The organism is Pseudohalocynthiibacter sp. F2068, from assembly GCF_023015645.1.
GTDB lineage: Bacteria > Pseudomonadota > Alphaproteobacteria > Rhodobacterales > Rhodobacteraceae > Pseudohalocynthiibacter > Pseudohalocynthiibacter aestuariivivens.
Genome location: NZ_JALKAK010000003.1, coordinates 115400 through 137149, shown reverse-complemented (window position 1 = coordinate 137149; position 21750 = coordinate 115400). Strand labels below are relative to the sequence as shown.

Sequence of the window (21750 nt, the reverse complement as noted above, 5' to 3'; positions counted from 1 at the left end):
GCGTTGTCAAAGTCATGCCCGAAGGACAAAGAGGAGTAGCCAATAATGGCATTTGATTTTTTCCGCCGCAATGTGGTGAAAACCCCGGAACAAAAGGCGTCGTCCGCAGGGCCTGTGATTGCTTATCATAGCGCTGGGCGGGTGGCCTGGAGTCCGAGAGACACGGTTTCACTGACACGGACGGGTTTCACAGGGAACCCGGTTGGTTTTCGTTCCGTCAGGCTGATTGCGGAGGCAGCGGCGGCGCTGCCTTTGGTTTTACAGGATCGTGAACGGCGCTATGAGACGCATCCGGTGATGGATCTGATACAGAACCCAAATCTGGCGCAGGGACGCGCAGAGCTGTTTGAAGCGCTTTACGGTCATTTGTTGCTTTCAGGAAACGGGTATCTGGAGGCAATCGTTGGAGAGACCGGAAAGCCGCTGGAACTACATGTGCTGCGGTCTGACCGAATGCAATTGGTGCCGGGGGCAGATGGCTGGCCGGTCGCCTATGAATATGCTGTGGGCGGGCGTAAACACCGGTTTGACATGACCGGGGCTGCGCCGCCCGTTTGCCACGTTAAAAGTTTTCATCCACAGGATGATCACTATGGTTTGTCGCCGATGCAGGCGGCGGCAAGCGCGATTGACGTGCATAATGCGGCTTCACGCTGGTCCAAAGCGCTGCTTGACAATGCGGCGCGCCCGTCAGGTGCCATTGTTTACAAGGGGGCGGAGGGGCAGGCGTCCCTCACGTCTGACCAATATGACAGGCTTCAGAACGAGATGGCGAGCTACCATCAGGGCGCGGCAAACGCCGGGCGGCCCATGTTGCTGGAAGGCGGTCTTGATTGGAAGCCGATGGGGTTTTCACCGTCGGACATGGAGTTCCAGAAAACCAAAGAGGCGGCCGCACGCGAGATTGCTGTTGCGTTTGGCGTTCCGCCGATGTTGCTGGGTCTGACTGGCGACGCGACCTATGCCAATTATCAGGAAGCGAACCGCGCTTTTTACCGGTTAACTGTCGTGCCGCTGGCGACCCGTGTTGCAGTCAGTGTGTCTGACTGGCTATCGCGGTTTACGGGTGAACAGCTTGTCCTTAAGCCCGATCTTGATCAAGTGCCGGCGTTGTCAATGGAACGCGACCAGCAATGGCGACGGATCAGTGAAACCTCTTTCCTAACGGATGCGGAAAAACGCGCGATACTTGGTTTGGCGAAGCTTGCGGAGGGGGAATGAGCGACGGAAAAGCACAAACCGGCGGCTCACGGTTTCTCTACGAGAGTTTTGATGCGGCTTCTGCCCGGATCGAGGCAAATGAGCGGATCGCGAAGCTTCAGTTTGACACGATGTATCAGCGGTTAGGGCGAATAGAGACATTGATTGAGCGCCTGGAAAAGCGGCTTTGGCTGATGGTGTATGGCGTGGTTGGGGTGATTTTGTCTCAGGGCATAGCCTCGTTGATTGATACAGCCCCTAAGTAAGGTAAAAGAGGTGAAAAAGACATGATATCAACGAAATATGGCTTTGGGCTTGAGACCAAGTTTTGCCGGTTTCAAGAGGGCGTAAGCGTGTCAGATGGCGCGGTTATTGAAGGGTACGGGTCCCTTTTTGGCAAGCTCGATCAAGGCGGGGATGTAGTTGAAAAGGGGGCCTATGCAAAGTCGTTGCAGGGGCTGGCCCAAAAGGGACGCGCCATAAAAATGCTTTGGCAACATGACCCGGCACAACCGATTGGAGTTTGGGAAGACGTGCGTGAGGATGAGCGTGGCCTTTACGTGAAAGGGCGATTGCTTACCGAGATTGCCAAGGGCCGCGAAGCCGCCGCACTGGTTGAAGCCGGTGCAATTGACGGATTGTCGATCGGGTATCGCACGTTGAAAGCAACAAAAGACGCCAAGGGCCTGAGGCGCTTGACGGAACTGGAGCTTTGGGAGGTTTCTTTGGTCACATTCCCGATGCTTTCCGAAGCACGGGTCGGAACGAAGGGCGAGGAGCCCGAGGTTGATCTGCTGAACGATCTGGTGGAGACGATTAACGATGCCCGCCTGATGCTGGCCTGCGACACGCGCGGGCCTTTCTAAACCTAAAAATCAGGAAATCTTTGATGAAAACAACCGAGAACAAGGCTCGGGCCGCAGAGGCTGTGCCTAAAGGCTTGTCACCAACTGCAGATGTTACGGCTGCGCTGGCGGGCCTTATGAACGACATAAATTCCAAGCTTCAACAAAAGAATGAAAGACTAACCATGTTTGAACGAAAAACAATGACTTATGGGCGCCCAGCCCTTTCCGCAGCTGCCGATGCAGAGGCACCGCATCAGAAAGCGTTTAACGCATATTTGCGCTCAGGCGACGATGACGCCCTGCGCGGTCTTGAGCTGGAAGGCAAAGCACTTGCGTCAAATGTGGCGGCTGACGGCGGATATCTGGTTGACCCCCAAACAGCTGAATCGATCAAGAGCGTTCTTTATGCCGCGTCTTCTTTGCGATCGGTTGCAAACCTCGTGAATGTCGAGGCGACATCATATGATGTCCTGGTGGATCACACGGATTTGGGGGCCGGCTGGGCCACTGAAACTGGCGCAACTGCGGAAACAGGAACACCACAGTTCGACCGGATTACCATTCCGTTGCACGAGCTTTCGGCGATGCCAAAAGCAAGCCAACGGTTGTTGGATGATGCGGCGTTTGATGTTGAAGGTTGGCTTGCTGGTCGCATCGCTGACAAATTCGCAAGATCCGAGGCAGCGGCCTTTGTGAACGGCGACGGCATTGATAAACCAACTGGTTTCTTAACTCATCCTGTGGTGGCCGAGAGTAGCTGGGGCTGGAACAATATCGGTTACATCGCGACGGGTGTGGACGGAGATTTTAGCGGCGTAAACCCTGCAGATGCGATTGTTGATCTCGTCTATGCGCTGGGGGCTGAATATCGTGCAAATGCGACCTTCGTTATGAATTCCAAAACGGCGGGCGCTGTGAGGAAGATGAAAGATGCCGATGGCCGGTTCCTGTGGTCGGACGGTCTGGCGGCGGGCGAACCAGCGCGCCTTATGGGGTATGCCGTACTGATCGCTGAAGACATGCCGGACATTGGTTCAGGTACCACAGCGATCGCCTTTGGTGATTTCAACGCGGGTTACACAATTGCAGAACGCCCTGACCTGAGAGTTTTGCGCGATCCGTTTTCCGCCAAGCCGCATGTTTTGTTCTATGCAACCAAGCGGGTTGGTGGCGATGTCAGCGACTTTGCAGCAATCAAGGTTTTGAAATTTGCGCTGAGCTAAGACGCTGCCGCAAAGAGAGTGCCCATCCGGGCTCTCCAGCGGGCCCGTGCCAACGATTCCATGTTGTCTAGCTGCCTTCCTCCGTTCGAGCGACGTGGAGGTGCGGGCCTGCAATCCCACTATAACGCGTGAAGAGCGTTGTTTACCAAGGGACGGAGCACTGATTTTGGAGAACGTCCATGATGTTAATCGAGCAGACATCAGTACCAACCGCGGTGCTGCCTGTCGCAATGTTCAGAGATCACTTGTGGTTGGGTACTGGGTTCGCGGATGACCCTGTTCAGGATGGCATACTGGAACAGGTATTGCGCGCTTCCATTTCAGCGATAGAAGCCCGCACCGGGAAAATCCTGATATCGCGGGATTTTCTGTGGTCACTCACAGGGTGGCGCGAAGCTGCGTATCAGGCGCTGCCGGTGGCACCTGTACAGTCGATCATAGGTGTAAAAACCTTTGATCGGGTCAGTGCTGAAACCGCTGTCGATCCGGCAAAATATGCTTTGCAAAAAGATACACACCGCCCGCGGTTGGTTGCGACCGGTGCTTGCTTGCCAGCGATCCCCGTGGGGGGGCTGGCAGAAGTAAGTTTCGTCGCTGGCTTTGGCTCGGACTGGATTGAAATGCCTGCTGATATCAGTCAGGCTGATTTGTTGCTGGCGAACCACTATTACGAGCATCGGCATGAAGCGGAACAAAACGGCGGGGTCATGCCGTTTGGTGTGACATCCCTGATTGCCCCATATCGCACAGTGCGAATTCTGGGTGGAGGGTTACGGTAATGGCTGTTCGCCTTAATCGAAAACTGGAACTGCAGGAAGCTTTGCAAATCGCTGACGGAGCGGGAGGGTTTACCAAGACGTGGTCCTCACTGGGCACACTCTGGGCCGAGTTGGAGCCCGGCTCGGGCAGTGAGAGTGCTGACCAGTTGCTGACCCTGTCTTCGGTGCCCTACCGGATCACGGTTCGGGGCGCGCCAGATGGTGCCCCGTCACGCCCGAAACCGGATCAACGTTTTATTGAAGGAAGCCGCGTGTTCCGCATTCTGGCTGTTACAGAACGTGATCTGGATGGGCGCTATCTGATCTGTTTTACCAGAGAGGAGGTGGCATCGTGAGCTATGGTGTTTCGGCGGCGTTGCAATCAGCCGTCTACCAAAAACTGATTGCAGATGCGGAATTGACCGGGTTGGTGGGAAATGCGATTTTTGACACTGTTCCGCCGGGGACAGTTCCGACGACATATGTAAGCCTGGGACCTGAAGACGTTCGCGATAAATCCGACAACACCGGCATGGGTGCGTTGCACTTCGTGACCGTGAGCGTGGTGACGGATTCGGCCGGGTTTCAGACTGCCAAATCCGTAGCGGCCGCGGTTTCAGATGCTTTGGTGGATGCCGATTTTACACTGACGCGCGGCAGTCTGGTTTATTTTCGCTTTGACCGGGCAACCGCCCGCCGGGTTGGTACCGGTGAAACCCGGCGCATTGACCTGAACTTCCAGGCACGCGTGGAAGACGACTGATTTAAAAAATAGGAGAGTTGGCTATGGTTGCCCAAAATGGCAAAGACCTACTGATTAAGCTTGATCTAACGGGAGATGGGCTTTTCAGCACAATTGCGGGCTTGCGCGCGACGCGTATCAGCCTGAACGCAGAAACTGTCGATGTAACTAGCCTTGAAAGCCAGGGGGGCTGGCGAGAATTGCTTGCCGGGGCTGGTGTCAAATCGGCTTCGGTATCTGGTTCCGGTATCTTTAAAGACGCAGGCACGGACGAGCGTGCACGCCAGATTTTCTTTGATGGGGAAACGCCCAATTTTCAGGTGATTGTGCCTGATTTTGGTGTGATCGAAGGGGCGTTCCAGATTACGTCTATCGAATACTCCGGCAGCCATAACGGTGAAGCAAACTATGAGCTTGCGCTGGCGTCAGCTGGTATCCTGAGCTTCACGGCAATCTGATGGAAAACCCATGGGCCGGAGAAGTTGCGCTGACACTGAATGGCGAAGCGCGTATCTGCAAATTGTCACTCGGTGCTTTGGCAGAGTTGGAGGCAGCGCTGAAAACTGAAACGCTGATTGAGCTTGTTGAACGGTTTGAAGCGCAGAGATTCAGTACGCGCGACGTGTTGGCGGTTGTTGTTGCGGGACTTCGCGGTGGAGGATGGAAAGGATCAGCGGCTGATCTGCTGGAGGCCGACATTTCCGGTGGGCCACTTGAAGCGGCACGCGTAGCCGCGCAATTGCTCGTGCGGGCATTTGCTTTGCCGGATGTGACGCAAAACTGATGCGGTTTGATTGGCCCGCATTGATGCAGGCGGGAATGCGCGGGGCTGGGCTACGCCCTGATCAGTTCTGGCGGCTGACACCGGCAGAGCTCATCTTGCTTTTGGGTCGCGACGCAAGGACCGCGCCCTTAAGTCGTGCTCGATTGGACGAACTGGCCCGCGCCTTTCCCGATAAAGACGGAGAAAAAACGAATGAGCGATTATGACGGCATTGGTATGCAAGCGCTGGAGCAGAGTGCAGAGGAACTTGAGAACACACTCGGTAGTGCATCAGCAGTCACCACGGAATTTAACAATAATGTTGCACAGATGAACGGAACGTTAGCCGAAGCTTCCCGCGATGTCAGGACGCTTTCAGGCAGTATCAGGAGTGGTCTGAAAAGTGCAATCGACGGTTTGGTTTTTGATGGCGATAAATTGTCTGATGCCCTTAGAACCATTGCCAAGTCTATGGTCGACTCTGCCTATTCCATTGCATTGGGCCCGGTGACAGAGGGGGCTGGGGATTTACTCGCGAATGGACTGAGTAAGATATTCCCGAGTTTTTTTCAGTTTGCAAACGGTGGCAGTTTCGCTCAGGGGCGTGTGACACCCTTTGCAAGTGGCGGCGTCGTGGGCGGCCCAACAATGTTTCCCATGCGTGGCGGTTTTGGTTTAATGGGCGAAGCCGGGCCAGAGGTCATCATGCCTCTCACACGTGGTTCTGATGGTCAGCTCGGGGTGCGCGCGGAAGGGTCAGGGCGCGCGGTGAATGTTGTGATGAATATTTCAACGCCTGATGTCGAAGGCTTTCACCGTAGTAACAGCCAGATCGCAGCACAGATGGGTCGGGTTCTTAGCCGGGGTCAGCGCAACCGTTAAAGGCAGCCGCACCTTCTGGCGGTGGCGGAAACTAGCCACCTGAGCCTGAACAACCTCAAAAGGAAATACGATGGGATTTCACGATGTGAGATTTCCCGCCAGCTTGAGCTTTGGCTCTGTCGGCGGGCCGGAACGGCGTACCGAAATTGTAACGCTGGCGAATGGGTTTGAAGAACGCAATACACCGTGGGCGCATTCGCGGCGTCGCTATGACGCGGGCTTGGGAATGCGGTCTCTGGACGACGTTGAAACACTGATCGCGTTCTTTGAGGCAAGACGTGGGCAGCTCTATGGGTTTCGTTGGAAAGACTGGTCAGATTTCAAGTCCTGCCCATCCTCTAAAGAAATAACCTTTGAAGATCAGATTGTTGGCACGGGTGACGGGCTGACTTCATCTTTTCAGATCACGAAAACTTACCAGTCGGGCGAGGCGGCTTATGCCCGCCCGATAAAAAAGCCGGTTTTGGGAACAGTGAAAGTCGGCGTGCAGGGTGACCCGCTGCAAGAGGCGATTGATTATTCGATCGATAGCACCACGGGCATTATTCATTTCAATCACCCTCCTGATATTGGCGTGCAGATTACGGCTGGGTACGAATTTGATGTACCCGTGCGGTTCGACACGGATCGCATCCAGACGTCGGTAGCCAGCTTTCAGGCGGGCGACGTGCCGAATGTTCCGGTGATAGAGGTTCGGGTCTGATGGCAGTTTCAAAAGAGCTTCAGGCGCATCTAGACACCGGTCATACGAACCTCTGTCGCTGTTGGGCTGTGCTGCGCAACGATGGACGCGAATTTGGTTTTACAGATCACGATCTGGACCTTTGGTTTGACGGGGTTGTCTTCAAAGCAAATTCTGGCCTGACATCTATGGCGTTGCAGCAAACGACAGGGCTGGCTGTAGATAACAGTGAGGCATTGGGCGTATTGAGTGACACTGCAGTTACTGAGGCAGATATTCAGGCAGGCCGTTTTAATGGTGCGAATGTACGGTCTTGGTTGGTAAATTGGACTGACACGTCGCAAAGGTTGATGCTGTTCAATGGCTCTATTGGCGAGATTTCGTACAGTTCCGGCAGTTTTAACGCGGAATTGCGTGGTCTCACCGAAGCGCTGAACCAGCCTCAAGGGCGGATCTATCAAAAACCTTGTTCTGCGGTGCTTGGGGATTCACGTTGTAAATTCAGTTTCGATGTCCCGGGATATCAGGCTGAATTACAGGTGGAAACTGTTGAAGATCAGCGGATTTTTACATTTGCCAAGATGAATGGATTTGAACACCAGTGGTTTGAAAGAGGGCGCCTAAGCGTATTGTCAGGCGACGCAACGGGGCTCGTCGGGCTGATCAAAAATGACCGTCTTACCGGAGAAAGTCGAAGCGTTGAGCTGTGGGATGCGCTTCGTGCACCGATTGCTGAAGGTGATCTGATCCGTCTTGAGGCTGGATGTGACAAGCGTGCTAAAACTTGCAGGTTAAAATTCAATAACTTTCTGAATTTTCGCGGTTTTCCTGACATTCCAGGTGACGATTGGCTGGCCAGCTACCCACAACGAGCCGGTTTGAACACAGGTGAAAGTCTGACCCGATGAGCACGTTTGAAAATTACATTGTTGCACAGGCGCGCGATTGGATCGGAACGCCCTATTTGCACCAGATGGCAACCAAAAATGCAGGAACAGATTGTCTTGGACTTTTACGCGGAATCTGGCGCAGCCTTTATGGCGAAGAACCGGAAAGTGTTCCCTTCTACACGCCTGACTGGTCTGAACCTCAAGGCGAAGAACAGCTCTGGCAGGCAGCAAGACGGCATTTGCACGAAAAACCAAGAAATATGGCCACGCCGGGCGATGTCCTGCTGTTTCGAATGCGAAATCAATCTGTGGCAAAGCACTTGGGACTACAGGGGCGTGTCGGTGACGCGCCAAGTTTTATTCATGCCTACACCGGGCACGGTGTTGTCGAGAGCCCGTTGAGCAAGCCGTGGCTTCGCCGAATTGCAGCACGTTTCGAATTTCCCAGGGAGGGTAATAAATGGCAACCATCGTTTTAGGATCAGTTGGCGCTGCAATCGGATCTGGAATTGGCGGCGAAGTACTAGGAATGTCGACAGCAGTGATCGGCAGGGCGGTTGGTGCAAGTTTAGGGCGTGCGCTGGATCAGACGCTTCTTGGTGCCGGTTCAGCGGCGGTTGAAACGGGCAGGATCGAGCGGTTCCGGCTTACAGGCGCCAGTGAAGGGGTACCGGTTGCGCAATTAAATGGCCGAATGCGTGTTGCTGGCCAAGTGATTTGGGCAACCCGATTTCTTGAGTCATCCACGACAGCGGGTGGAGGTAAGGGCGGCCCCCCGAAACCAAAGACGACGACGTTTTCTTACTCCGTGAGCCTTGCGATTGCGTTATGCGAGGGGGAAATTTCACGAGTGGGCCGGATATGGGCAGATGGTATCGAACTTCTACGTGATGACCTTAACTTACGTGTTTACTCGGGCAGCGAAGACCAGATGCCCGACCCAAAGATTGAAGCCGTCGAAGGCGCTGGTAACGCACCGGCGTACCGTGGAATCGCCTATGTCGTGATGGAAGACCTAGCCTTGGAGCAGTTTGGCAACCGGCTGCCGATGTTTACCTTCGAGGTGTTACGCCCCTCGCAGGACTGGACCGAGGACACTGATCTAGAGATGCGAAACAGCGTGCGCGGTGTGGCAATGGTGCCGGGAACAGGTGAATACGCGTTAGCGACAACACCCGTACATTTTACGCTAGGGATGGGTAAAAATCGGTCCGTTAACGTGAATTCACCAACGGGAAAAACAGATTTTCTATCATCGGTAGAGGCGCTGGAAGAGGAATTGCCGAATTGCGTTTCAGTTTCTTTGGTTGTGTCCTGGTTTGGTGACGATTTGCGCTGCGGCACCTGCAGTATACAGCCCAAAGTAGAGCAAAAAGTACAAGATAGTACGGGAATGCCTTGGCGGGTGTCTTCGGTAATGCGCGCGACAGCGAAGGCCCTTCCAACACGCAATGAAAGGCCTGTTTATGGTGGCACCCCGACAGACAAATCGGATGTTGAAGCCATTAAACACCTTAACTCTATCGATCAAAAGGTTGTTTTTTATCCGTTTACTCTTATGGAGCAGTTGGAAGAAAACGGATTGTCAGATCCTTGGAGTGGCGATGCTGATCAACCTGTTTTGCCCTGGCGTGGAAGGTTGACGCTGTCTGTTGCGCCGGGACGGGTGGGGTCTCCGGATGGAACGACAGCCGCTGAAGATGAGGTTTCCGCCTTTTTCGGAACCGTAACTCCCCAGGACTTTGTCGTGAATGAATCAGTTGTACATTATACTGGTCTCAAAGAATGGAGCTATCGTCGGTTTGTCCTTCACTATGCGCATCTCTGCGCGGTGTCAGGCGGTGTCGATGCCTTTTGCATCGGCTCGGAGTTGCGCGGTCTTACACAGATTCGAGGGGTCTCTAACAGCTTTCCTGTGGTTCAGGCCCTTCGGCAACTTGTATCAGATGTGCGTTCAATTCTGGGGCCGGAAACGAAGATCGGTTATGCCGCAGATTGGTCTGAATATTTTGGCTATCATCCACAGGATGGTTCGGGTGATGTATTTTTCCATCTCGACCCACTTTGGGCGGACCCCAACATAGATTTTATCGGGATAGACAACTACATGCCCTTGTCCGACTGGCGTGACGGTTCAGAGCACCTGGATGCGAAATGGGGTGCTGTCTACAATCTGGAGTATCTTGAGGAGAATGTTGCCGGGGGTGAGGGGTTTGATTGGTTTTACCATTCACCAGAAGCGCGCGATGCACAGATCCGAACAGAGATCACAGACGGTGCCTACGGCGAGCCTTGGGTCTTTCGCTACAAAGATCTGAAAAGTTGGTGGTCTAACGAACATTATGAACGCTTTGGTGGTGTTCGTGCTGCAACCCCGACGAACTGGACACCCGGGTCAAAGCCCATCTGGTTTACTGAGTTTGGATGTGCTGCAGTTGATAAAGGGTCCAACCAGCCCAACAAATTTGTCGATCCGAAATCGTCTGAATCAGGCTTGCCGTATTTCTCAGATGGAAGGCGAGACGAGCTTATCCAGATGCAATACCTGAGTGCGATGTATCGGTTTTGGAGGAAATCAGAAAATAACCCGGTATCTGATGAGTTTGGTGTGCAGATGTTGGACCTTTCGCGCGCGCATGTCTGGGCGTGGGATGCGCGGCCATATCCTTACTTTCCGAACAATCTGGATTTATGGGGCGACGGCGAAAACTATGCCCGCGGTCACTGGATAAACGGGCGTACCGCTGCGCGTTCACTAGCGTCGGTCGTTTCCGAAATCTGCATTCGCTCGGGAGTTAAGACTTTTGATGTTTCAGAACTATTTGGTTACGTGCGTGGATATGAGGCAGATGGCGCGGGGAACGCGCGCTCTGCCTTGCAACCCTTGATGTTGGCCTATGGGTTTGACGCGGTAGAGCGCGAGGGGACTTTGTTTTTTAGATCACGTGACGGTCATGCAGAAACACTGCTTGATCCAGACTTGCTGGCGGTGACAGACGAACAAAACCAGCGAGTTCAAGTGTCGCGCGCGCCATCAGCCGAAGTTGCCGGACGTGTACGACTTAACTTTGTGGAGGCAGATGGCGATTACGCTGTTCGTGCAACCGAGGCTATATTTCCCGACGAAACCACATATGGCGTTTCTCAATCGGAGTTACCGATTGCTCTGACGCAAGCTGAGGGACGCGCAATTGCGCAACGTTGGCTTGCGGAGTCCCGGGTCGCGAGAGATGGGATTCGCTTTGCGCTCCCACCTTCTGCGCTTTCAATCGGGGCAGGCGATGTTGTGCAGCTCCCGGGGGAGGCAGATGGTGCCAAATTTCGGATAGATCACATTGAACAATCGGGGGTCCAGATTGTTGAAGCCGTACGGGTCGACCCAGGAGTTTATCAGTCAGGTGATTCAATAGACGAAAGCCCTGTTGTGCGGCCGTTTACACCAGCTGTTCCTGCGTATCCTGTGTTTATGGATTTACCATTGGCGGCAGATAGCGAAACGCCACATGCGCCCTATCTTGCTGTAACCGCCACGCCGTGGCCCGGTTCGGTCGGAGTTTACAGTTCAACGAGCGATAGCGGTTACACCCTGAACAGCCTGATCCTTGGTTCTGCAACGATTGGTGAAACTCTGACATCGCTGGATTGGGCAAGGTCAGGTTTGAAAGATCAGGGTGGCCCGTTGCGAGTCAGGCTAAGTAGTGGGGCTCTGTCCTCGGCCAACTGGCTCGATATTCTGAACGGGGCAAATTTCGCGGCAATTGGTGACGGGTCTTCTGACAACTGGGAAATGTTCCAGTTTGAAAAAGCTGAACTTATTGAAGCAGATACCTATGATCTTTCGGGTCGTTTGCGCGGGCAATTCGGGACGGATGCCCTGCTTCCGACCGCATGGCCTGTCGGCAGCATATTTGTCTTGCTTGACGGTGTTCCAAAGCAAGTTGAGCTTGCTTCTTCCACGCGGGACCTTGCGCGGCACTATCGTATTGGCCCCGCTAGCCGAGGCTATGATGATCCGTCCTATGTTCATCTGGTTCATGCTTTTAGGGGGGTAGGGCTTCGTCCCTATAGCCCGGTGCATCTTCGTGCGGAGTATGACCCTTCTGGCGCGCTGCAGGTTCAATGGGTTCGACGCACCCGGTTTGATGGGGATAATTGGTCTTCGCTTGATGTCCCGGTTGGAGAGGGGGCTGAAAGCTATCTTATTCGGGTTCGAGCAGGTGGAAACGTCGTGCGTGAGACTCAGGTTGTTTTTCCTAACTGGAATTACGCTCAGTCTCTCCGGCTATCAGACGGGATAAGCGGCGCATTTGAAATTCACGTAGCTCAATTGTCGGACCGATTTGGGCCCGGGCCTTTTGCTGTCATCTCACTTCAAGCTTGATCTTGGAGGATTTGTTTTAAAGTCTTTGTGTGCAATTTTTGGGAACCGAAGAATGCGACCTGTTTTATTTGGCGATGTAACGGCTATTGCCCGTACATTGCTGAAACTGAAAGATAAAGATCGGCCGACTGCTGTCCATCAGGCATTGACGCAAGCTTCTGCCGCTGATGCATATCGTATAAGAACCGGCAAGCTGCACCAGCGCTGGGGCAATGGAAGCTTAAGCGGCGCGGTTGAACGATACCCCAAAGCAATCGAGCCGTTTTTGGATGACATCGACTATTGTAGTTGCATGGCCTTGGTTTTTACTTCGCTTGTGAATTGGCGGCAGGAAAAAGCAGCCTTTAACGAGAGGCACAACTGATACATGTCGCATGTGTTGGATCAAGTTCGAGCCGCTTTTGGGCTATTTCCTCGCCGCAGGATAAGCAAAAGCCGTATTCATCGGCATCCATTCGGGCCAAGGCTGTCAGAATCCTTGATTTCATTTGACTGCGGCGTACTTGCGTGGCTTTGGACATTGCCTGCTGTTGCAAAGCATCCATCCGGCTTAGCCGGCCAACAGACTGCTGGTCTAATTCGACCGTTTTCTGCCCGGATTTTCCCAGTTCGTCTTCTTGCTCTAATTCTGCAAGAGAATGTGTTAACATCGCCCGGAACTGTTCTTGCAAGGACTCATTCATTTTGTGAATTCCTGATATTAGGTCTTTGCGCTTGGGTATTTTAACCTATCTGTGTATGACGGCTACGCAAAAGAGGAAAGTCTGATGGCTGAAACACGAAAAAAACTGGCGCAAGTAGACCCTGTCTGGGAACGGATTTGTCGCGAGGCTGAAGAGGCCATTCGGGACGAACCTTTGCTTGGTGGCGTGATACATGCAGGTATCTTGCATCATGCGACGATCGAAAGAGCGCTTTCTTACAGGATGTCCCAAAAGCTTACCTCAAACGAAATGTCTGAGCAGATATTACGTGAAATTGCGGACGAAGCCTTTGGTGATGACCCAGAACTGTCGCAAGCTGCGCGCGCAGACCTAATGGCAGTTCTTGACCGTGACCCAGCATGTCATCGTCTGTTGCAACCCATGATGTTCTTCAAGGGATTTCAGGCTGTTCAGGCGTATCGCGTTGGTCACTGGCTGTGGCAGCAGGGGCGTCGGGATATGGCCTATTTCATTCAGATGCGGATTTCAGAAGCGTTTGGCGTTGATATACATCCCGGTGCGAAGATTGGGCGCGGCATTATGATTGACCACGCGCATTCGATTGTAATCGGTGAAACAGCAGTTGTTGGTGACAATGTTTCGATGCTCCACTCCGTCACGCTTGGCGGGACCGGGAAAGAAGATGAAGATCGGCACCCCAAGATAGCCAACGGTGTGTTGATTGGTGCCGGGGCGAAAGTGCTGGGTAACATCAAGGTCGGTCGCTGTTCGCGGATCGCGGCGGGTTCTGTTGTTCTGCAGGAAGTTCCGCCATGCAAAACCGTTGCCGGTGTTCCTGCGAAAATCGTTGGCGAAGCGGGTTGTGCACAACCAGCCGTGACAATGGATCAGTTGCTGAACGAAAGCGCTGGATAAGAAAAAGGCGCGATTAGCATCGCGCCTTACTCTTTCTCTATTTGATTTTTTCTAGGCGAGCATTGCAATCGGGTTCTCGAGGTTTTCGAGAATTGCATTCAGTAATTTTGCGCCAAGAGCGCCATCAATCACCCTATGATCGACCGAAAGTGTTACAGACATCACTGTCGCGACCGCCAGTTCGCCGTCTTTTCCAACCACTGGCTTTTTGACCCCGGCACCGACCGCTAGGATTGCCCCGTGGGGGGGATTAATCACCGCATCGAAATTGTCGATGCCAAACATCCCCAGATTGGAAATAGCAAAACTGCCACCCTGATACTCATGTGGCGCAAGCTTGCGTTCACGGGCTCTGACTGCAAGATCTTTCATTTGTGCCGAAAGTGCTGAAAGAGATTTCATTTCAGCGTCCCTTAGGACAGGGGTGAACAGCCCACCTTCGATAGCGACCGCAACTGCAACGTCGGAAGGTTTAAGTTGCAGAACTCTGTCGCCCGCCCACACTGCGTTGGCAGCAGGCACTTGCTGTAGGGCCAAGGCGCAGGCCTTGATTATGAAATCGTTCACGGAAAGTTTTATATTCCGATCCGCCAACTGCGCGTTCAGGTCTGCGCGGAATTTTAGCAGGGCATCGAGTTTGATGTCTCTGCGAAGATAGAAATGCGGTATTGTTTGCTTTGCCTCTGAAAGTCGCGCGGCGATTGTTTTGCGCATTCCGTCGAGAGGCAGCTCTTCGTATTCGCGGTCTGCGTACATTTTCAGAACCGTTTCCGTTGCCATGCCTGTAGGTGCGTAAGAACGAGCGGCAGCGGCTGCTGCAGGAGCGGTTGAAGAAGCCGCAGAAGCGGTGGTTGTTTTCGGAGACGCTTCGGCGGATTCCACATCAGATTTTACGATGCGGCCATGCGGCCCTGAACCAGAGATCTGACTTAAATCCAAACCTTTGCCTGCAGCGATACGACGCGCAAGCGGAGAAGCAAAAATGCGTTCACCCGTAGCGGCAAGCGGCGCTGCCGGAGCAGGCGCAGACGGAGCAGAACTCGCTGGTTCTGCTGTTGTGGCTGCAGGTTCCTGAGATGGAGCTGAAGCAGCAGGTGCGGCTGTTGCACCAATGCCATCTGCAGATTCACCGTCCTCCAGCAAAACAGCGATTGGTGTATTGACCGCTACATTTGCAGAGCCTTCTGCAACCAGAATTTTTCCGATGATTCCTTCATCTACGGCTTCGAATTCCATCGTCGCTTTGTCAGTTTCAATTTCAGCAAGCAGGTCACCGGAAGAGACTTCGTCTCCTTCCTTTACCAGCCATTTCGCCAATGTGCCTTCTTCCATTGTTGGGGAAAGCGCGGGCATCAGAATTTCTGTTGGCATCACGTTTCTCCTCAGCGGTAGGTTACAGATTTGACTGCGCCGATAACGTCGGCGGTTGTCAAAAGTGCGTGTTTTTCAAGGTTGGCCGCGTAGGGCATCGGGACATCTTTGCCTGTGCAGTTGATGACAGGCGCATCAAGATAGTCAAAGGCCTGCTGCATAAGTACTGAGGAAATATGCCCACCGATGGAGCAGACAGGAAAGCCCTCTTCAACCGTGACACAGCGGTTTGTTTTCATCACGGACCGAACAACAGTGTCGGTGTCCATTGGACGAAGGGTGCGCAGGTCGACAACTTCTGCGCTGATCCCGTCTTCTGCAAGCTTGTCAGCGGCCTCCAACGCATATTGCATTCCAATGCCAAAGCTTACGATTGTGACATCGCTACCTTCGCGCCAGATCTTTGCTTTGCCGAAAGGAATTGTGAAATCTTCCATAACGGGGACATCAAAGCTTCGCCCGTAAAGAATTTCATTTTCCAGGAAAACGACCGGGTTAGGGTCGCGGATCGCAGATTTTAAAAGTCCCTTTGCGTCGGCTGCCGAATAGGGCATCACGACTTTAAGACCAGGAACTTGTGCATACCAAGATGCATAGTCATGGCTGTGCTGCGCGCCAACGCGAGCTGCGGCACCATTCGTACCCCGAAACACGATTGGCGCGCCCATTTGCCCCCCGGACATATAGAGTGTTTTCGCTGCCGAATTGATGATGTGATCAATGGCTTGCATAGCAAAGTTGAAGGTCATGAATTCGACAATCGGTCTGAGCCCCGCAAAAGAAGAACCTGTCGCGATACCAGCAAATCCATGCTCGGTAATCGGAGTGTCAATAACGCGTCGGGTACCGAATTCTTCGAGCATACCTTGACTGACCTTATAGGCGCCTTGATATTCAGCTACTTCTTCACCCATGAGATAGACGGTATCATCTCGGCGCATTTCTTCGGCCATGGCGTCGCGAAGCGCTTCGCGGACTGTGGTTGATTTCATTTCAGTGCCTGCGGGAATTTCGTCTTCAGCAGGCGGAGCGTCGACAATTGGGACCGGGGCTTTGGCCTGCGCAGGCGCAGGGGCCGAGGCTACCGCCTCTGCCGGCGCCGGGGTAGACGCAGGGGCGCTATCAGGAACGGCGCTTGCATCTTCACCTTCTTCCAGAAGCACGGCGATTGGGGTGTTTACCTTTACGCCATCCGTTCCTTCGGCGATCAGGATTTTGCCCATTGTACCTTCGTCAACGGCTTCAAACTCCATCGTCGCTTTGTCGGTTTCAATTTCGGCCATGATCATGCCGGAGGTGATTTCATCGCCTTCCTTGACCAACCATTTAGCCAAGGTGCCCTCCTCCATGGTGGGGGACAGTGCGGGCATAAGAATTTCTGTTGCCATAATACGTGTCTCCTCAGGCTTCAGCGTAGATGTCAGTCCAAAGTTCCTCGAGCGCGGGCTCGGGGCTTTCCTTGGCAAATTCAGCGGCTTCATTCACGATAACTTTGATGTCCTTATCAATTGCTTTCAGGTCCTCTTCAGTTGCATGTTTGCCTTGCAGCAAAAGCTCTCTTACATGCTCAATCGCGTCCCGTTCGTCGCGCACCTTCTGAACTTCGTCGCGCGTTCTGTATTTCGCGGGATCAGACATAGAGTGGCCGCGGTAGCGGTAGGTTTTCATCTCCAGAATGTAAGGCCCCTTGCCAGCCCGGCAGTGAGCGATCGCTTTTTCGCCAGCCTCTTTCACCGCCAGAACATCCATTCCGTCGACAGATTCTCCTGGAATGCCGAAAGCAGCGCCGCGCGTCCAAAGTTCAGGAGACGACGATGCGCGCTGCAATGATGTGCCCATCGCATATTGGTTGTTCTCGATTACAAAGATTACGGGGAGCTTCCAGAGGGACGCCATATTGAACGTTTCGTAGATCTGGCCCTGATTGGCCGCGCCATCACCGAAATAGGCAAATGAAACACGATCGTTGCCGAGGTATTTGTCTGCGAAGGCAAGACCCGCACCAAGCGGAACCTGAGCGCCAACGATGCCGTGACCACCATAAAAGTGTTTCTCTTTCGAGAACATGTGCATCGAGCCGCCTTTGCCGCCGCTGTAGCCGCCTGAACGGCCTGTCAGCTCTGCCATTACGCCTTTCGGATCCATCCCACACGCGAGCATATGGCCATGATCGCGATAGGAAGTGATGCGCTTGTCACCCTCATCTGCAGCCGCTTCCAGCCCAACAACAATTGCCTCTTGCCCGATGTACAGATGGCAAAAACCACCGATAAGCCCCATGCCGTAAAGCTGGCCCGCCTTTTCTTCGAATCGTCTTATCAAAAGCATTTCGCGGTAAAAGGCGAGCAGTTCATCCTTCGAAACATTTGGTTTCTTTGATGTTTTTCTTACAGCCATAGGTGAATCTCCCGGCATTGACTTAAATAGTTTAGCATTAAACTATTCTATAACGCATTCCGCCACTCTGGGCGAGCAAGAAAATGTCGCATCGGATTTCTGAGAGCTTTGGGTGCTACTGTATGACGATTTCGTCAGTGCGCACCATACCTAGAACTTCGCGCACCTGCTGATCAAGAAGGTCGAGGTCAAGATAGCTATCTGAAAGACGGCGCGTTTTGTTTTCCATGCGCGTTACGCTGTCTGTATACGCGGCAAGTTCCTGACGCAGCACTTTGGTTTCAGCTTCAATTCTGACGCGTTGAAAAAGCCCGTAGTCACCCTGCACAGCAGCGAAAGTGAAATAAGCGCCAAGCAAAAAGCACACTGCAAAGTAAGCAATGGCACCAAGCGTTGGGCGTTTCAGGACTGCGGTCATTCTATCTGCCTCGTCCCACCTCTTTATGGGTGGGTTTGAGCACAATGCCACAAGTGATTCGCTTTGTGAATCCCCAAACGAGCCCAGACATTGAAAAAGGCGGCTCAATTGAACCGCCTTTCGTAAGGAGTGCGTGATTTGTTACCCTGCGATCGATGCCTCGTAGATCGAATTTATCGTTGCAGCGATGGTTGCATTGAAGTCTTCATCGCTCTGATTTGCTGACAGACCCTCGGTCAACGCGCGAGAGAAACTGGCGATCACACCAGCATTTTGCGAAAGGCGGTCGTTTGCCTCGTCACGCGAATACCCGCCAGACAGCGCAACAATCCGCAGAATGCGTGGATGATCGACAAGCGATTTATACTGGTTTGCGGTTTCCGGAAGAGTCAGTTTAAGCATGACTTCCTGGCCATCGGGCAGGGCGTCCAATTGCGCCGTGAGTTCGGCAAGCAGCATCTCCTCGGCTTCGGCTTTGTCCGTGATTGTGATGTTAACTTCGGGTTCAATTATCGGGATCAGCCCATGCTTCAGGATTTGTTTGCCGATATTGAACTGCTGGGCGACAATCGCTTTTATCCCCTCGCGGTTAGCAGCATTGATGACTGAACGCATTTTTGTGCCAAAGATTCCGGCATCCACTGCACGTTTCAGCAAGGCATCAAGCTCGGGCATCGGTTTCATCAACTGAACGCCGTTTTCTTCTTCGTTTAGCCCTTTGTCGACCTTCAGAAAGGGTACGACGTAGCGGTCTTCCCACATGTATGTGGCGGTCGGTTTGCCGTCAATTTCGCGATCCATCGTCATTTCAAAAAGGATCGCTCCGACAATCTTGTCTCCGGTGAAGGCTGGGGCTTTAGCGATCCGCTTGCGCATCGCGTGCATCAGGTCAAACATCTCGGCATCGCTGGAATAGGCATCTTCATTGATCCCATAAAGACGCAGCGCCTTGGGAGTAGAGCCACCGCTCTGGTCCAGCGCGGCGACGAAGCCTTTGCCTTTGCGAATTTGATTCAGTTGTTCCTGATTTGGCATGTGCAACCTCGCCTAAAAAAATACTCTGTTGGGGAACGTCCCCGTCCCCCGCTTCTAAGCGAGCGGAGCGTGGGTTTCAATTATGCTCGCGCTAACAGTCGTTTCAGGCGTCAAGTGCCGCAACACCTGGAAGGGTTTTTCCCTCCATCCATTCAAGAAAAGCGCCACCCGCAGTCGAGATGTAGGAAAAGCCTTTTGCAGCGTCAGATTTGTTCAGCGCGGCAACAGTATCACCACCCCCTGCGACTGAAATTAGAGAACCGGCTCTGGTAAGCTCGGCCGCTTTCGCAGCGGCCGCATTGGTTGCTGTGTCGAACGGCGCAATTTCAAAGGCACCAAGTGGGCCATTCCAGATCAGCGTACTGCAATGCTCGAATACGTTGATGATTGCCTTGGTCGATTCCGGACCGGCATCGAGGATCATCCCGACGTCTGGGCAGTCTTCGACGGCTAGAATCGCATGCGGTGCATTCTCTTTAAATTCCTGCGCGACTACGATGTCCTTCGGCAGGACAACCTCGCAACCACTGTTTTTAGCCTTGGTCATAATCTCCCGAGCTGTCTCTGCAAGGTCGCGCTCGCAAAGAGATGTTCCAACATTTAGTCCTTTTGCGGCGAGAAAAGTATTTGCCATACCGCCGCCAATAATCAGGAATTCTACTTTTTCTACAAGATTGCCCAGAAGATCGAGTTTTGACGAAACCTTAGCGCCACCAACAACGGCAACGACGGGGCGGGAGGGTTTGCTGAGAGCCGCTTCCAGTGCCTCAAGTTCTGCCTGCATCAGCCGTCCTGCGCATGAGGGCAGCAATTGTGCAATTCCTTCGGTCGAGCCATGTGCGCGGTGCGCTGCCGAAAATGCATCGTTGCAATAGATGTCGCCCAGTGCAGCCAGTGATGCCGCAAAGGCGCGGTCATTTTTCGTTTCCGCTTCGTGGAACCGCGTGTTTTCAAGAAGTAAAACTTCACCCGCACGCAGTGCCGCAACAGCCTTTTTAGCTGGCAGTCCGATGCAATCTTCTGCAAAACTCACGGGAACACCCATTGCTTGTGTCAATGCAGGGACAACATGTTTTAAGGACATCTCTGGCACGACTACGCCCTTGGGACGGCCGAAATGCGCAAGCAAAACAGGTTTGCCGCCACGCTTAATAATCTCCTGAACCGTCGGTACGATCCGGTCGATTCTTGTGCTGTCGGTCACGACCCCGTTTTCCATCGGGACATTGATATCAACGCGTGTCAGGACGGTTTTCCCCGTCAGGTCCATGTCATCAAGTGTTTTCCAGGTCATGTCGTGTCCTTCGGCAGAAATTTGCTCCTTAACACCCGATCAGACCGCGCAGGTCAACAGCGCAGCAGCGGTTTCTGCTTTTCCTTGGGGGTGTTGCCCTTTAGGGTCTGCGCCAACCAAGGAAACAAGGAGCGCCCAATGGCCGAGATTAAAGACCCAGAAAACACGATCCTGATGGAACTTAAAGATGGCACCGTAACTATCGAACTGCTGTCAGATGTTGCGCCAAAGCACGCCGAGCGGATGAAAGAACTGGCCCGCTCAGGCGCTTATGACAATGTTGCCTTTCACCGGGTGATCGATGGGTTCATGGCGCAAACGGGTGATGTGAAAAATGGAAATATGGAGAAAGATTTCAATATCCGTTCCGCGGGAACCGGGGGGTCCGATCTTCCAAACCTGCCCGCAGAATTTTCAAAATTGCCACATGACCGGGGCACGCTGGGTGCCGCACGGTCTGCCAGCCCGGATTCAGCAAATTCACAATTCTTCATCAACTTTAGCGACAACCATTTCCTGAATGGCCAGTACACTGTTTACGGTCGTGTTCTCAGCGGAATGGAACATGTTGACGCGATTCAGAAAGGTGAGCCGCCAATGAATCCCGACCGCATGGTCAGCGTGAAGGTTGCCGCCGATGCGTGACAGCAGTCTGATCACAGGCGCTCTTGCAATTATGGGGGCGGCCGGTCTGGCCGCCTACCTCTTTCTAGGGCAGAGCAACGCGCAATCTGCATCTGTTTCATTTGAGGATACAGAAGGCCCAAATCTCGTGATTGAAGTTTCGGGAACCACCAATGGCAGTATTACCATTGACCTATTACCAAATGTCGCCCCGTTGCACGTTGAACAGATCACGGCTCTGGCGGAAGAAGGCGCATATGATGGTGTTATTTTCCACAGGGTTATTGAAGGTTTCATGGCGCAGACGGGTGATGTCGAATTTGGCAAAATAGGTGGCGATACTGTTCGTGCGGGTATGGGAGGGTCTTCCCGGCCAAACATTCCTGCCGAATTCTCGGACGTGCCATTTCAGCGCGGCGTTGTCGGGATGGCACGTTCTGCCAGCCCGGATTCTGCGAACAGCCAGTTTTTCATCATGTTTGAACCGGCAACACATCTGAACGGCCAATATACAGTTGTTGGCCGTGTTATCGAAGGCATGGATGTGGTCGATGCGATTAAAAAGGGTTCATCCCAACACAACGGCGCTGTTCTTGATCCGGACCAGATGGCGCATGTAACAGTTGTTAAGTAGCGAAACATCAAACTCGCGTGAGCGGGGC

General features: G+C 53.2%; 26 protein-coding genes. 19 read left to right on the top strand and 7 right to left on the bottom strand.

The window, feature by feature from the left end; all coding sequences use genetic code 11:
• Nucleotides 1-45: 45 nt before the first annotated feature.
• The 16 genes from MWU63_RS05060 to MWU63_RS04985 all read left to right on the top strand — a co-directional run bounded on the left by MWU63_RS05060 (nt 46) and on the right by MWU63_RS04985 (nt 12733).
• Entirely contained in the window at nt 46-1221 is a 1176-nt protein-coding gene (locus MWU63_RS05060; protein WP_247077157.1) for a phage portal protein, read from the top strand.
• Nucleotides 1218-1466 (top strand): hypothetical protein, encoded by a 249-nt coding sequence (locus MWU63_RS05055; RefSeq protein WP_213888275.1) that lies wholly within the window; start codon nt 1218-1220, stop codon nt 1464-1466. Before MWU63_RS05060 ends, MWU63_RS05055 begins: the two co-directional genes overlap by 4 nt.
• A 21-nt stretch (nt 1467-1487) precedes the next feature.
• Nucleotides 1488-2066 (top strand): HK97 family phage prohead protease, encoded by a 579-nt coding sequence (locus tag MWU63_RS05050; RefSeq protein ID WP_247077155.1) that lies wholly within the window; start codon nt 1488-1490, stop codon nt 2064-2066.
• Nucleotides 2067-2089: 23 nt separating this feature from the next.
• Nucleotides 2090-3271 (top strand): phage major capsid protein, encoded by a 1182-nt coding sequence (locus MWU63_RS05045; RefSeq protein ID WP_247077148.1) that lies wholly within the window; start codon nt 2090-2092, stop codon nt 3269-3271.
• A gap of 179 nt (nt 3272-3450) precedes the next feature.
• Nucleotides 3451-4050, top strand: coding sequence for a head-tail connector protein (locus MWU63_RS05040; protein ID WP_247077146.1), 600 nt, complete (start codon nt 3451-3453; stop codon nt 4048-4050).
• Nucleotides 4050-4385: a head-tail adaptor protein gene (locus MWU63_RS05035; RefSeq protein WP_247077141.1), complete on the top strand. Its 336-nt coding sequence runs from the start codon at nt 4050-4052 to the stop codon at nt 4383-4385. Before MWU63_RS05040 ends, MWU63_RS05035 begins: the two co-directional genes overlap by 1 nt.
• Nucleotides 4382-4792 (top strand): DUF3168 domain-containing protein, encoded by a 411-nt coding sequence (locus MWU63_RS05030; RefSeq protein WP_247077139.1) that lies wholly within the window; start codon nt 4382-4384, stop codon nt 4790-4792. The genes MWU63_RS05035 and MWU63_RS05030 overlap by 4 nt, the downstream gene beginning before the upstream one ends.
• Nucleotides 4793-4815: 23 nt before the next feature.
• The gene (locus tag MWU63_RS05025) at nt 4816-5229 is read left to right on the top strand and encodes a phage major tail protein, TP901-1 family (RefSeq protein ID WP_247077137.1); all 414 of its coding nucleotides are present in this window, start codon (nt 4816-4818) and stop codon (nt 5227-5229) included.
• The gene (locus MWU63_RS05020) at nt 5229-5555 is read left to right on the top strand and encodes a gene transfer agent family protein (RefSeq protein ID WP_247077135.1); all 327 of its coding nucleotides are present in this window, start codon (nt 5229-5231) and stop codon (nt 5553-5555) included. Before MWU63_RS05025 ends, MWU63_RS05020 begins: the two co-directional genes overlap by 1 nt.
• Nucleotides 5552-5761, top strand: a complete 210-nt coding sequence (locus MWU63_RS05015; RefSeq protein ID WP_247077252.1) for a rcc01693 family protein — start codon at nt 5552-5554, stop codon at nt 5759-5761. The genes MWU63_RS05020 and MWU63_RS05015 overlap by 4 nt, the downstream gene beginning before the upstream one ends.
• Nucleotides 5748-6416, top strand: coding sequence for a phage tail tape measure protein (locus MWU63_RS05010; RefSeq protein ID WP_247077133.1), 669 nt, complete (start codon nt 5748-5750; stop codon nt 6414-6416). The genes MWU63_RS05015 and MWU63_RS05010 overlap by 14 nt, the downstream gene beginning before the upstream one ends.
• A 70-nt stretch (nt 6417-6486) precedes the next feature.
• A complete protein-coding gene (locus MWU63_RS05005) occupies nt 6487-7119 on the top strand; it encodes a DUF2460 domain-containing protein (RefSeq protein ID WP_247077126.1) in 633 nt (210 codons plus the stop codon).
• Nucleotides 7119-8006, top strand: coding sequence for a DUF2163 domain-containing protein (locus MWU63_RS05000; protein WP_247077124.1), 888 nt, complete (start codon nt 7119-7121; stop codon nt 8004-8006). Before MWU63_RS05005 ends, MWU63_RS05000 begins: the two co-directional genes overlap by 1 nt.
• Nucleotides 8003-8467: an NlpC/P60 family protein gene (locus MWU63_RS04995; protein ID WP_247077122.1), complete on the top strand. Its 465-nt coding sequence runs from the start codon at nt 8003-8005 to the stop codon at nt 8465-8467. The genes MWU63_RS05000 and MWU63_RS04995 overlap by 4 nt, the downstream gene beginning before the upstream one ends.
• The gene (locus MWU63_RS04990; RefSeq protein WP_247077120.1) at nt 8449-12369 is read left to right on the top strand and encodes a glycoside hydrolase/phage tail family protein; all 3921 of its coding nucleotides are present in this window, start codon (nt 8449-8451) and stop codon (nt 12367-12369) included. The genes MWU63_RS04995 and MWU63_RS04990 overlap by 19 nt, the downstream gene beginning before the upstream one ends.
• Before the next feature lie 52 nt (nt 12370-12421).
• Nucleotides 12422-12733, top strand: coding sequence for a hypothetical protein (locus MWU63_RS04985; RefSeq protein WP_213888273.1), 312 nt, complete (start codon nt 12422-12424; stop codon nt 12731-12733).
• On the opposite strand, the gene MWU63_RS04980 is transcribed toward MWU63_RS04985, so the two are convergent.
• Nucleotides 12714-13052 (bottom strand): TraR/DksA C4-type zinc finger protein, encoded by a 339-nt coding sequence (locus tag MWU63_RS04980; protein ID WP_213888272.1) that lies wholly within the window; start codon nt 13050-13052, stop codon nt 12714-12716. The genes MWU63_RS04985 and MWU63_RS04980 overlap by 20 nt on opposite strands.
• 84 nt (nt 13053-13136) lie before the next feature.
• Between MWU63_RS04980 and cysE the strand changes: the two genes are divergently transcribed.
• Nucleotides 13137-13949: a serine O-acetyltransferase gene (gene cysE / locus MWU63_RS04975; RefSeq protein WP_213888271.1), complete on the top strand. Its 813-nt coding sequence runs from the start codon at nt 13137-13139 to the stop codon at nt 13947-13949.
• Between the two features lie 51 nt (nt 13950-14000).
• Here cysE and MWU63_RS04970 read toward each other — a convergent pair whose 3' ends face one another.
• The 6 genes from MWU63_RS04970 to MWU63_RS04945 form a co-directional block, all read right to left on the bottom strand.
• On the bottom strand, nt 14001-15320 hold the full coding sequence (locus tag MWU63_RS04970; RefSeq protein WP_213888270.1) for a pyruvate dehydrogenase complex dihydrolipoamide acetyltransferase: 1320 nt from the start codon (nt 15318-15320) through the stop codon (nt 14001-14003).
• Nucleotides 15321-15331: 11 nt separating this feature from the next.
• Complete coding sequence (locus MWU63_RS04965; protein WP_213888269.1) at nt 15332-16708, bottom strand: pyruvate dehydrogenase complex E1 component subunit beta; 1377 nt, start codon at nt 16706-16708, stop codon at nt 15332-15334.
• A gap of 13 nt (nt 16709-16721) precedes the next feature.
• Nucleotides 16722-17717: a pyruvate dehydrogenase (acetyl-transferring) E1 component subunit alpha gene (gene pdhA, locus MWU63_RS04960; RefSeq protein ID WP_213888268.1), complete on the bottom strand. Its 996-nt coding sequence runs from the start codon at nt 17715-17717 to the stop codon at nt 16722-16724.
• A 115-nt stretch (nt 17718-17832) separates the two neighbouring features.
• The gene (locus MWU63_RS04955) at nt 17833-18135 is read right to left on the bottom strand and encodes a septum formation initiator family protein (protein ID WP_213888267.1); all 303 of its coding nucleotides are present in this window, start codon (nt 18133-18135) and stop codon (nt 17833-17835) included.
• A gap of 141 nt (nt 18136-18276) precedes the next feature.
• Nucleotides 18277-19170: a fructose bisphosphate aldolase gene (locus MWU63_RS04950; RefSeq protein WP_213888266.1), complete on the bottom strand. Its 894-nt coding sequence runs from the start codon at nt 19168-19170 to the stop codon at nt 18277-18279.
• A 103-nt stretch (nt 19171-19273) separates the two neighbouring features.
• Nucleotides 19274-20464, bottom strand: a complete 1191-nt coding sequence (locus MWU63_RS04945) for a phosphoglycerate kinase (RefSeq protein WP_247077118.1) — start codon at nt 20462-20464, stop codon at nt 19274-19276.
• Nucleotides 20465-20602: 138 nt separating this feature from the next.
• On the opposite strand from MWU63_RS04945, the gene MWU63_RS04940 reads away from it, so the two are divergent.
• Both MWU63_RS04940 and MWU63_RS04935 read left to right on the top strand, forming a co-directional pair.
• Entirely contained in the window at nt 20603-21109 is a 507-nt protein-coding gene (locus MWU63_RS04940) for a peptidylprolyl isomerase (protein ID WP_213888264.1), read from the top strand.
• A gap of 31 nt (nt 21110-21140) precedes the next feature.
• Nucleotides 21141-21722 carry a peptidylprolyl isomerase gene (locus MWU63_RS04935; protein ID WP_213888456.1) on the top strand — a complete coding sequence of 194 codons (582 nt, stop codon included), beginning with the start codon at nt 21141-21143 and terminating at the stop codon, nt 21720-21722.
• Nucleotides 21723-21750: the final 28 nt, after the last annotated feature.

What these genes read in the sequence shown, in the direction of transcription:
- MWU63_RS05060 (WP_247077157.1), top strand. Translation starts at nt 46, where the DNA reads ATGGCATTTGATTTTTTCCGCCGCAATGTGGTGAAAACCCCGGAACAA.
- MWU63_RS05055 (WP_213888275.1), top strand. Translation starts at nt 1,218, where the DNA reads ATGAGCGACGGAAAAGCACAAACCGGCGGCTCACGGTTTCTCTACGAG.
- MWU63_RS05050 (WP_247077155.1), top strand. Translation starts at nt 1,488, where the DNA reads ATGATATCAACGAAATATGGCTTTGGGCTTGAGACCAAGTTTTGCCGG.
- MWU63_RS05045 (WP_247077148.1), top strand. Translation starts at nt 2,090, where the DNA reads ATGAAAACAACCGAGAACAAGGCTCGGGCCGCAGAGGCTGTGCCTAAA.
- MWU63_RS05040 (WP_247077146.1), top strand. Translation starts at nt 3,451, where the DNA reads ATGATGTTAATCGAGCAGACATCAGTACCAACCGCGGTGCTGCCTGTC.
- MWU63_RS05035 (WP_247077141.1), top strand. Translation starts at nt 4,050, where the DNA reads ATGGCTGTTCGCCTTAATCGAAAACTGGAACTGCAGGAAGCTTTGCAA.
- MWU63_RS05025 (WP_247077137.1), top strand. Translation starts at nt 4,816, where the DNA reads ATGGTTGCCCAAAATGGCAAAGACCTACTGATTAAGCTTGATCTAACG.
- MWU63_RS05020 (WP_247077135.1), top strand. Translation starts at nt 5,229, where the DNA reads ATGGAAAACCCATGGGCCGGAGAAGTTGCGCTGACACTGAATGGCGAA.
- MWU63_RS05010 (WP_247077133.1), top strand. Translation starts at nt 5,748, where the DNA reads ATGAGCGATTATGACGGCATTGGTATGCAAGCGCTGGAGCAGAGTGCA.
- MWU63_RS05005 (WP_247077126.1), top strand. Translation starts at nt 6,487, where the DNA reads ATGGGATTTCACGATGTGAGATTTCCCGCCAGCTTGAGCTTTGGCTCT.
- MWU63_RS05000 (WP_247077124.1), top strand. Translation starts at nt 7,119, where the DNA reads ATGGCAGTTTCAAAAGAGCTTCAGGCGCATCTAGACACCGGTCATACG.
- MWU63_RS04995 (WP_247077122.1), top strand. Translation starts at nt 8,003, where the DNA reads ATGAGCACGTTTGAAAATTACATTGTTGCACAGGCGCGCGATTGGATC.
- MWU63_RS04990 (WP_247077120.1), top strand. Translation starts at nt 8,449, where the DNA reads ATGGCAACCATCGTTTTAGGATCAGTTGGCGCTGCAATCGGATCTGGA.
- MWU63_RS04985 (WP_213888273.1), top strand. Translation starts at nt 12,422, where the DNA reads ATGCGACCTGTTTTATTTGGCGATGTAACGGCTATTGCCCGTACATTG.
- MWU63_RS04980 (WP_213888272.1), bottom strand. Translation starts at nt 13,052, where the DNA reads ATGAATGAGTCCTTGCAAGAACAGTTCCGGGCGATGTTAACACATTCT.
- cysE (WP_213888271.1), top strand. Translation starts at nt 13,137, where the DNA reads ATGGCTGAAACACGAAAAAAACTGGCGCAAGTAGACCCTGTCTGGGAA.
- MWU63_RS04970 (WP_213888270.1), bottom strand. Translation starts at nt 15,320, where the DNA reads ATGCCAACAGAAATTCTGATGCCCGCGCTTTCCCCAACAATGGAAGAA.
- MWU63_RS04965 (WP_213888269.1), bottom strand. Translation starts at nt 16,708, where the DNA reads ATGGCAACAGAAATTCTTATGCCCGCACTGTCCCCCACCATGGAGGAG.
- pdhA (WP_213888268.1), bottom strand. Translation starts at nt 17,717, where the DNA reads ATGGCTGTAAGAAAAACATCAAAGAAACCAAATGTTTCGAAGGATGAA.
- MWU63_RS04955 (WP_213888267.1), bottom strand. Translation starts at nt 18,135, where the DNA reads ATGACCGCAGTCCTGAAACGCCCAACGCTTGGTGCCATTGCTTACTTT.
- MWU63_RS04950 (WP_213888266.1), bottom strand. Translation starts at nt 19,170, where the DNA reads ATGCCAAATCAGGAACAACTGAATCAAATTCGCAAAGGCAAAGGCTTC.
- MWU63_RS04945 (WP_247077118.1), bottom strand. Translation starts at nt 20,464, where the DNA reads ATGACCTGGAAAACACTTGATGACATGGACCTGACGGGGAAAACCGTC.
- MWU63_RS04940 (WP_213888264.1), top strand. Translation starts at nt 20,603, where the DNA reads ATGGCCGAGATTAAAGACCCAGAAAACACGATCCTGATGGAACTTAAA.
- MWU63_RS04935 (WP_213888456.1), top strand. Translation starts at nt 21,141, where the DNA reads ATGGGGGCGGCCGGTCTGGCCGCCTACCTCTTTCTAGGGCAGAGCAAC.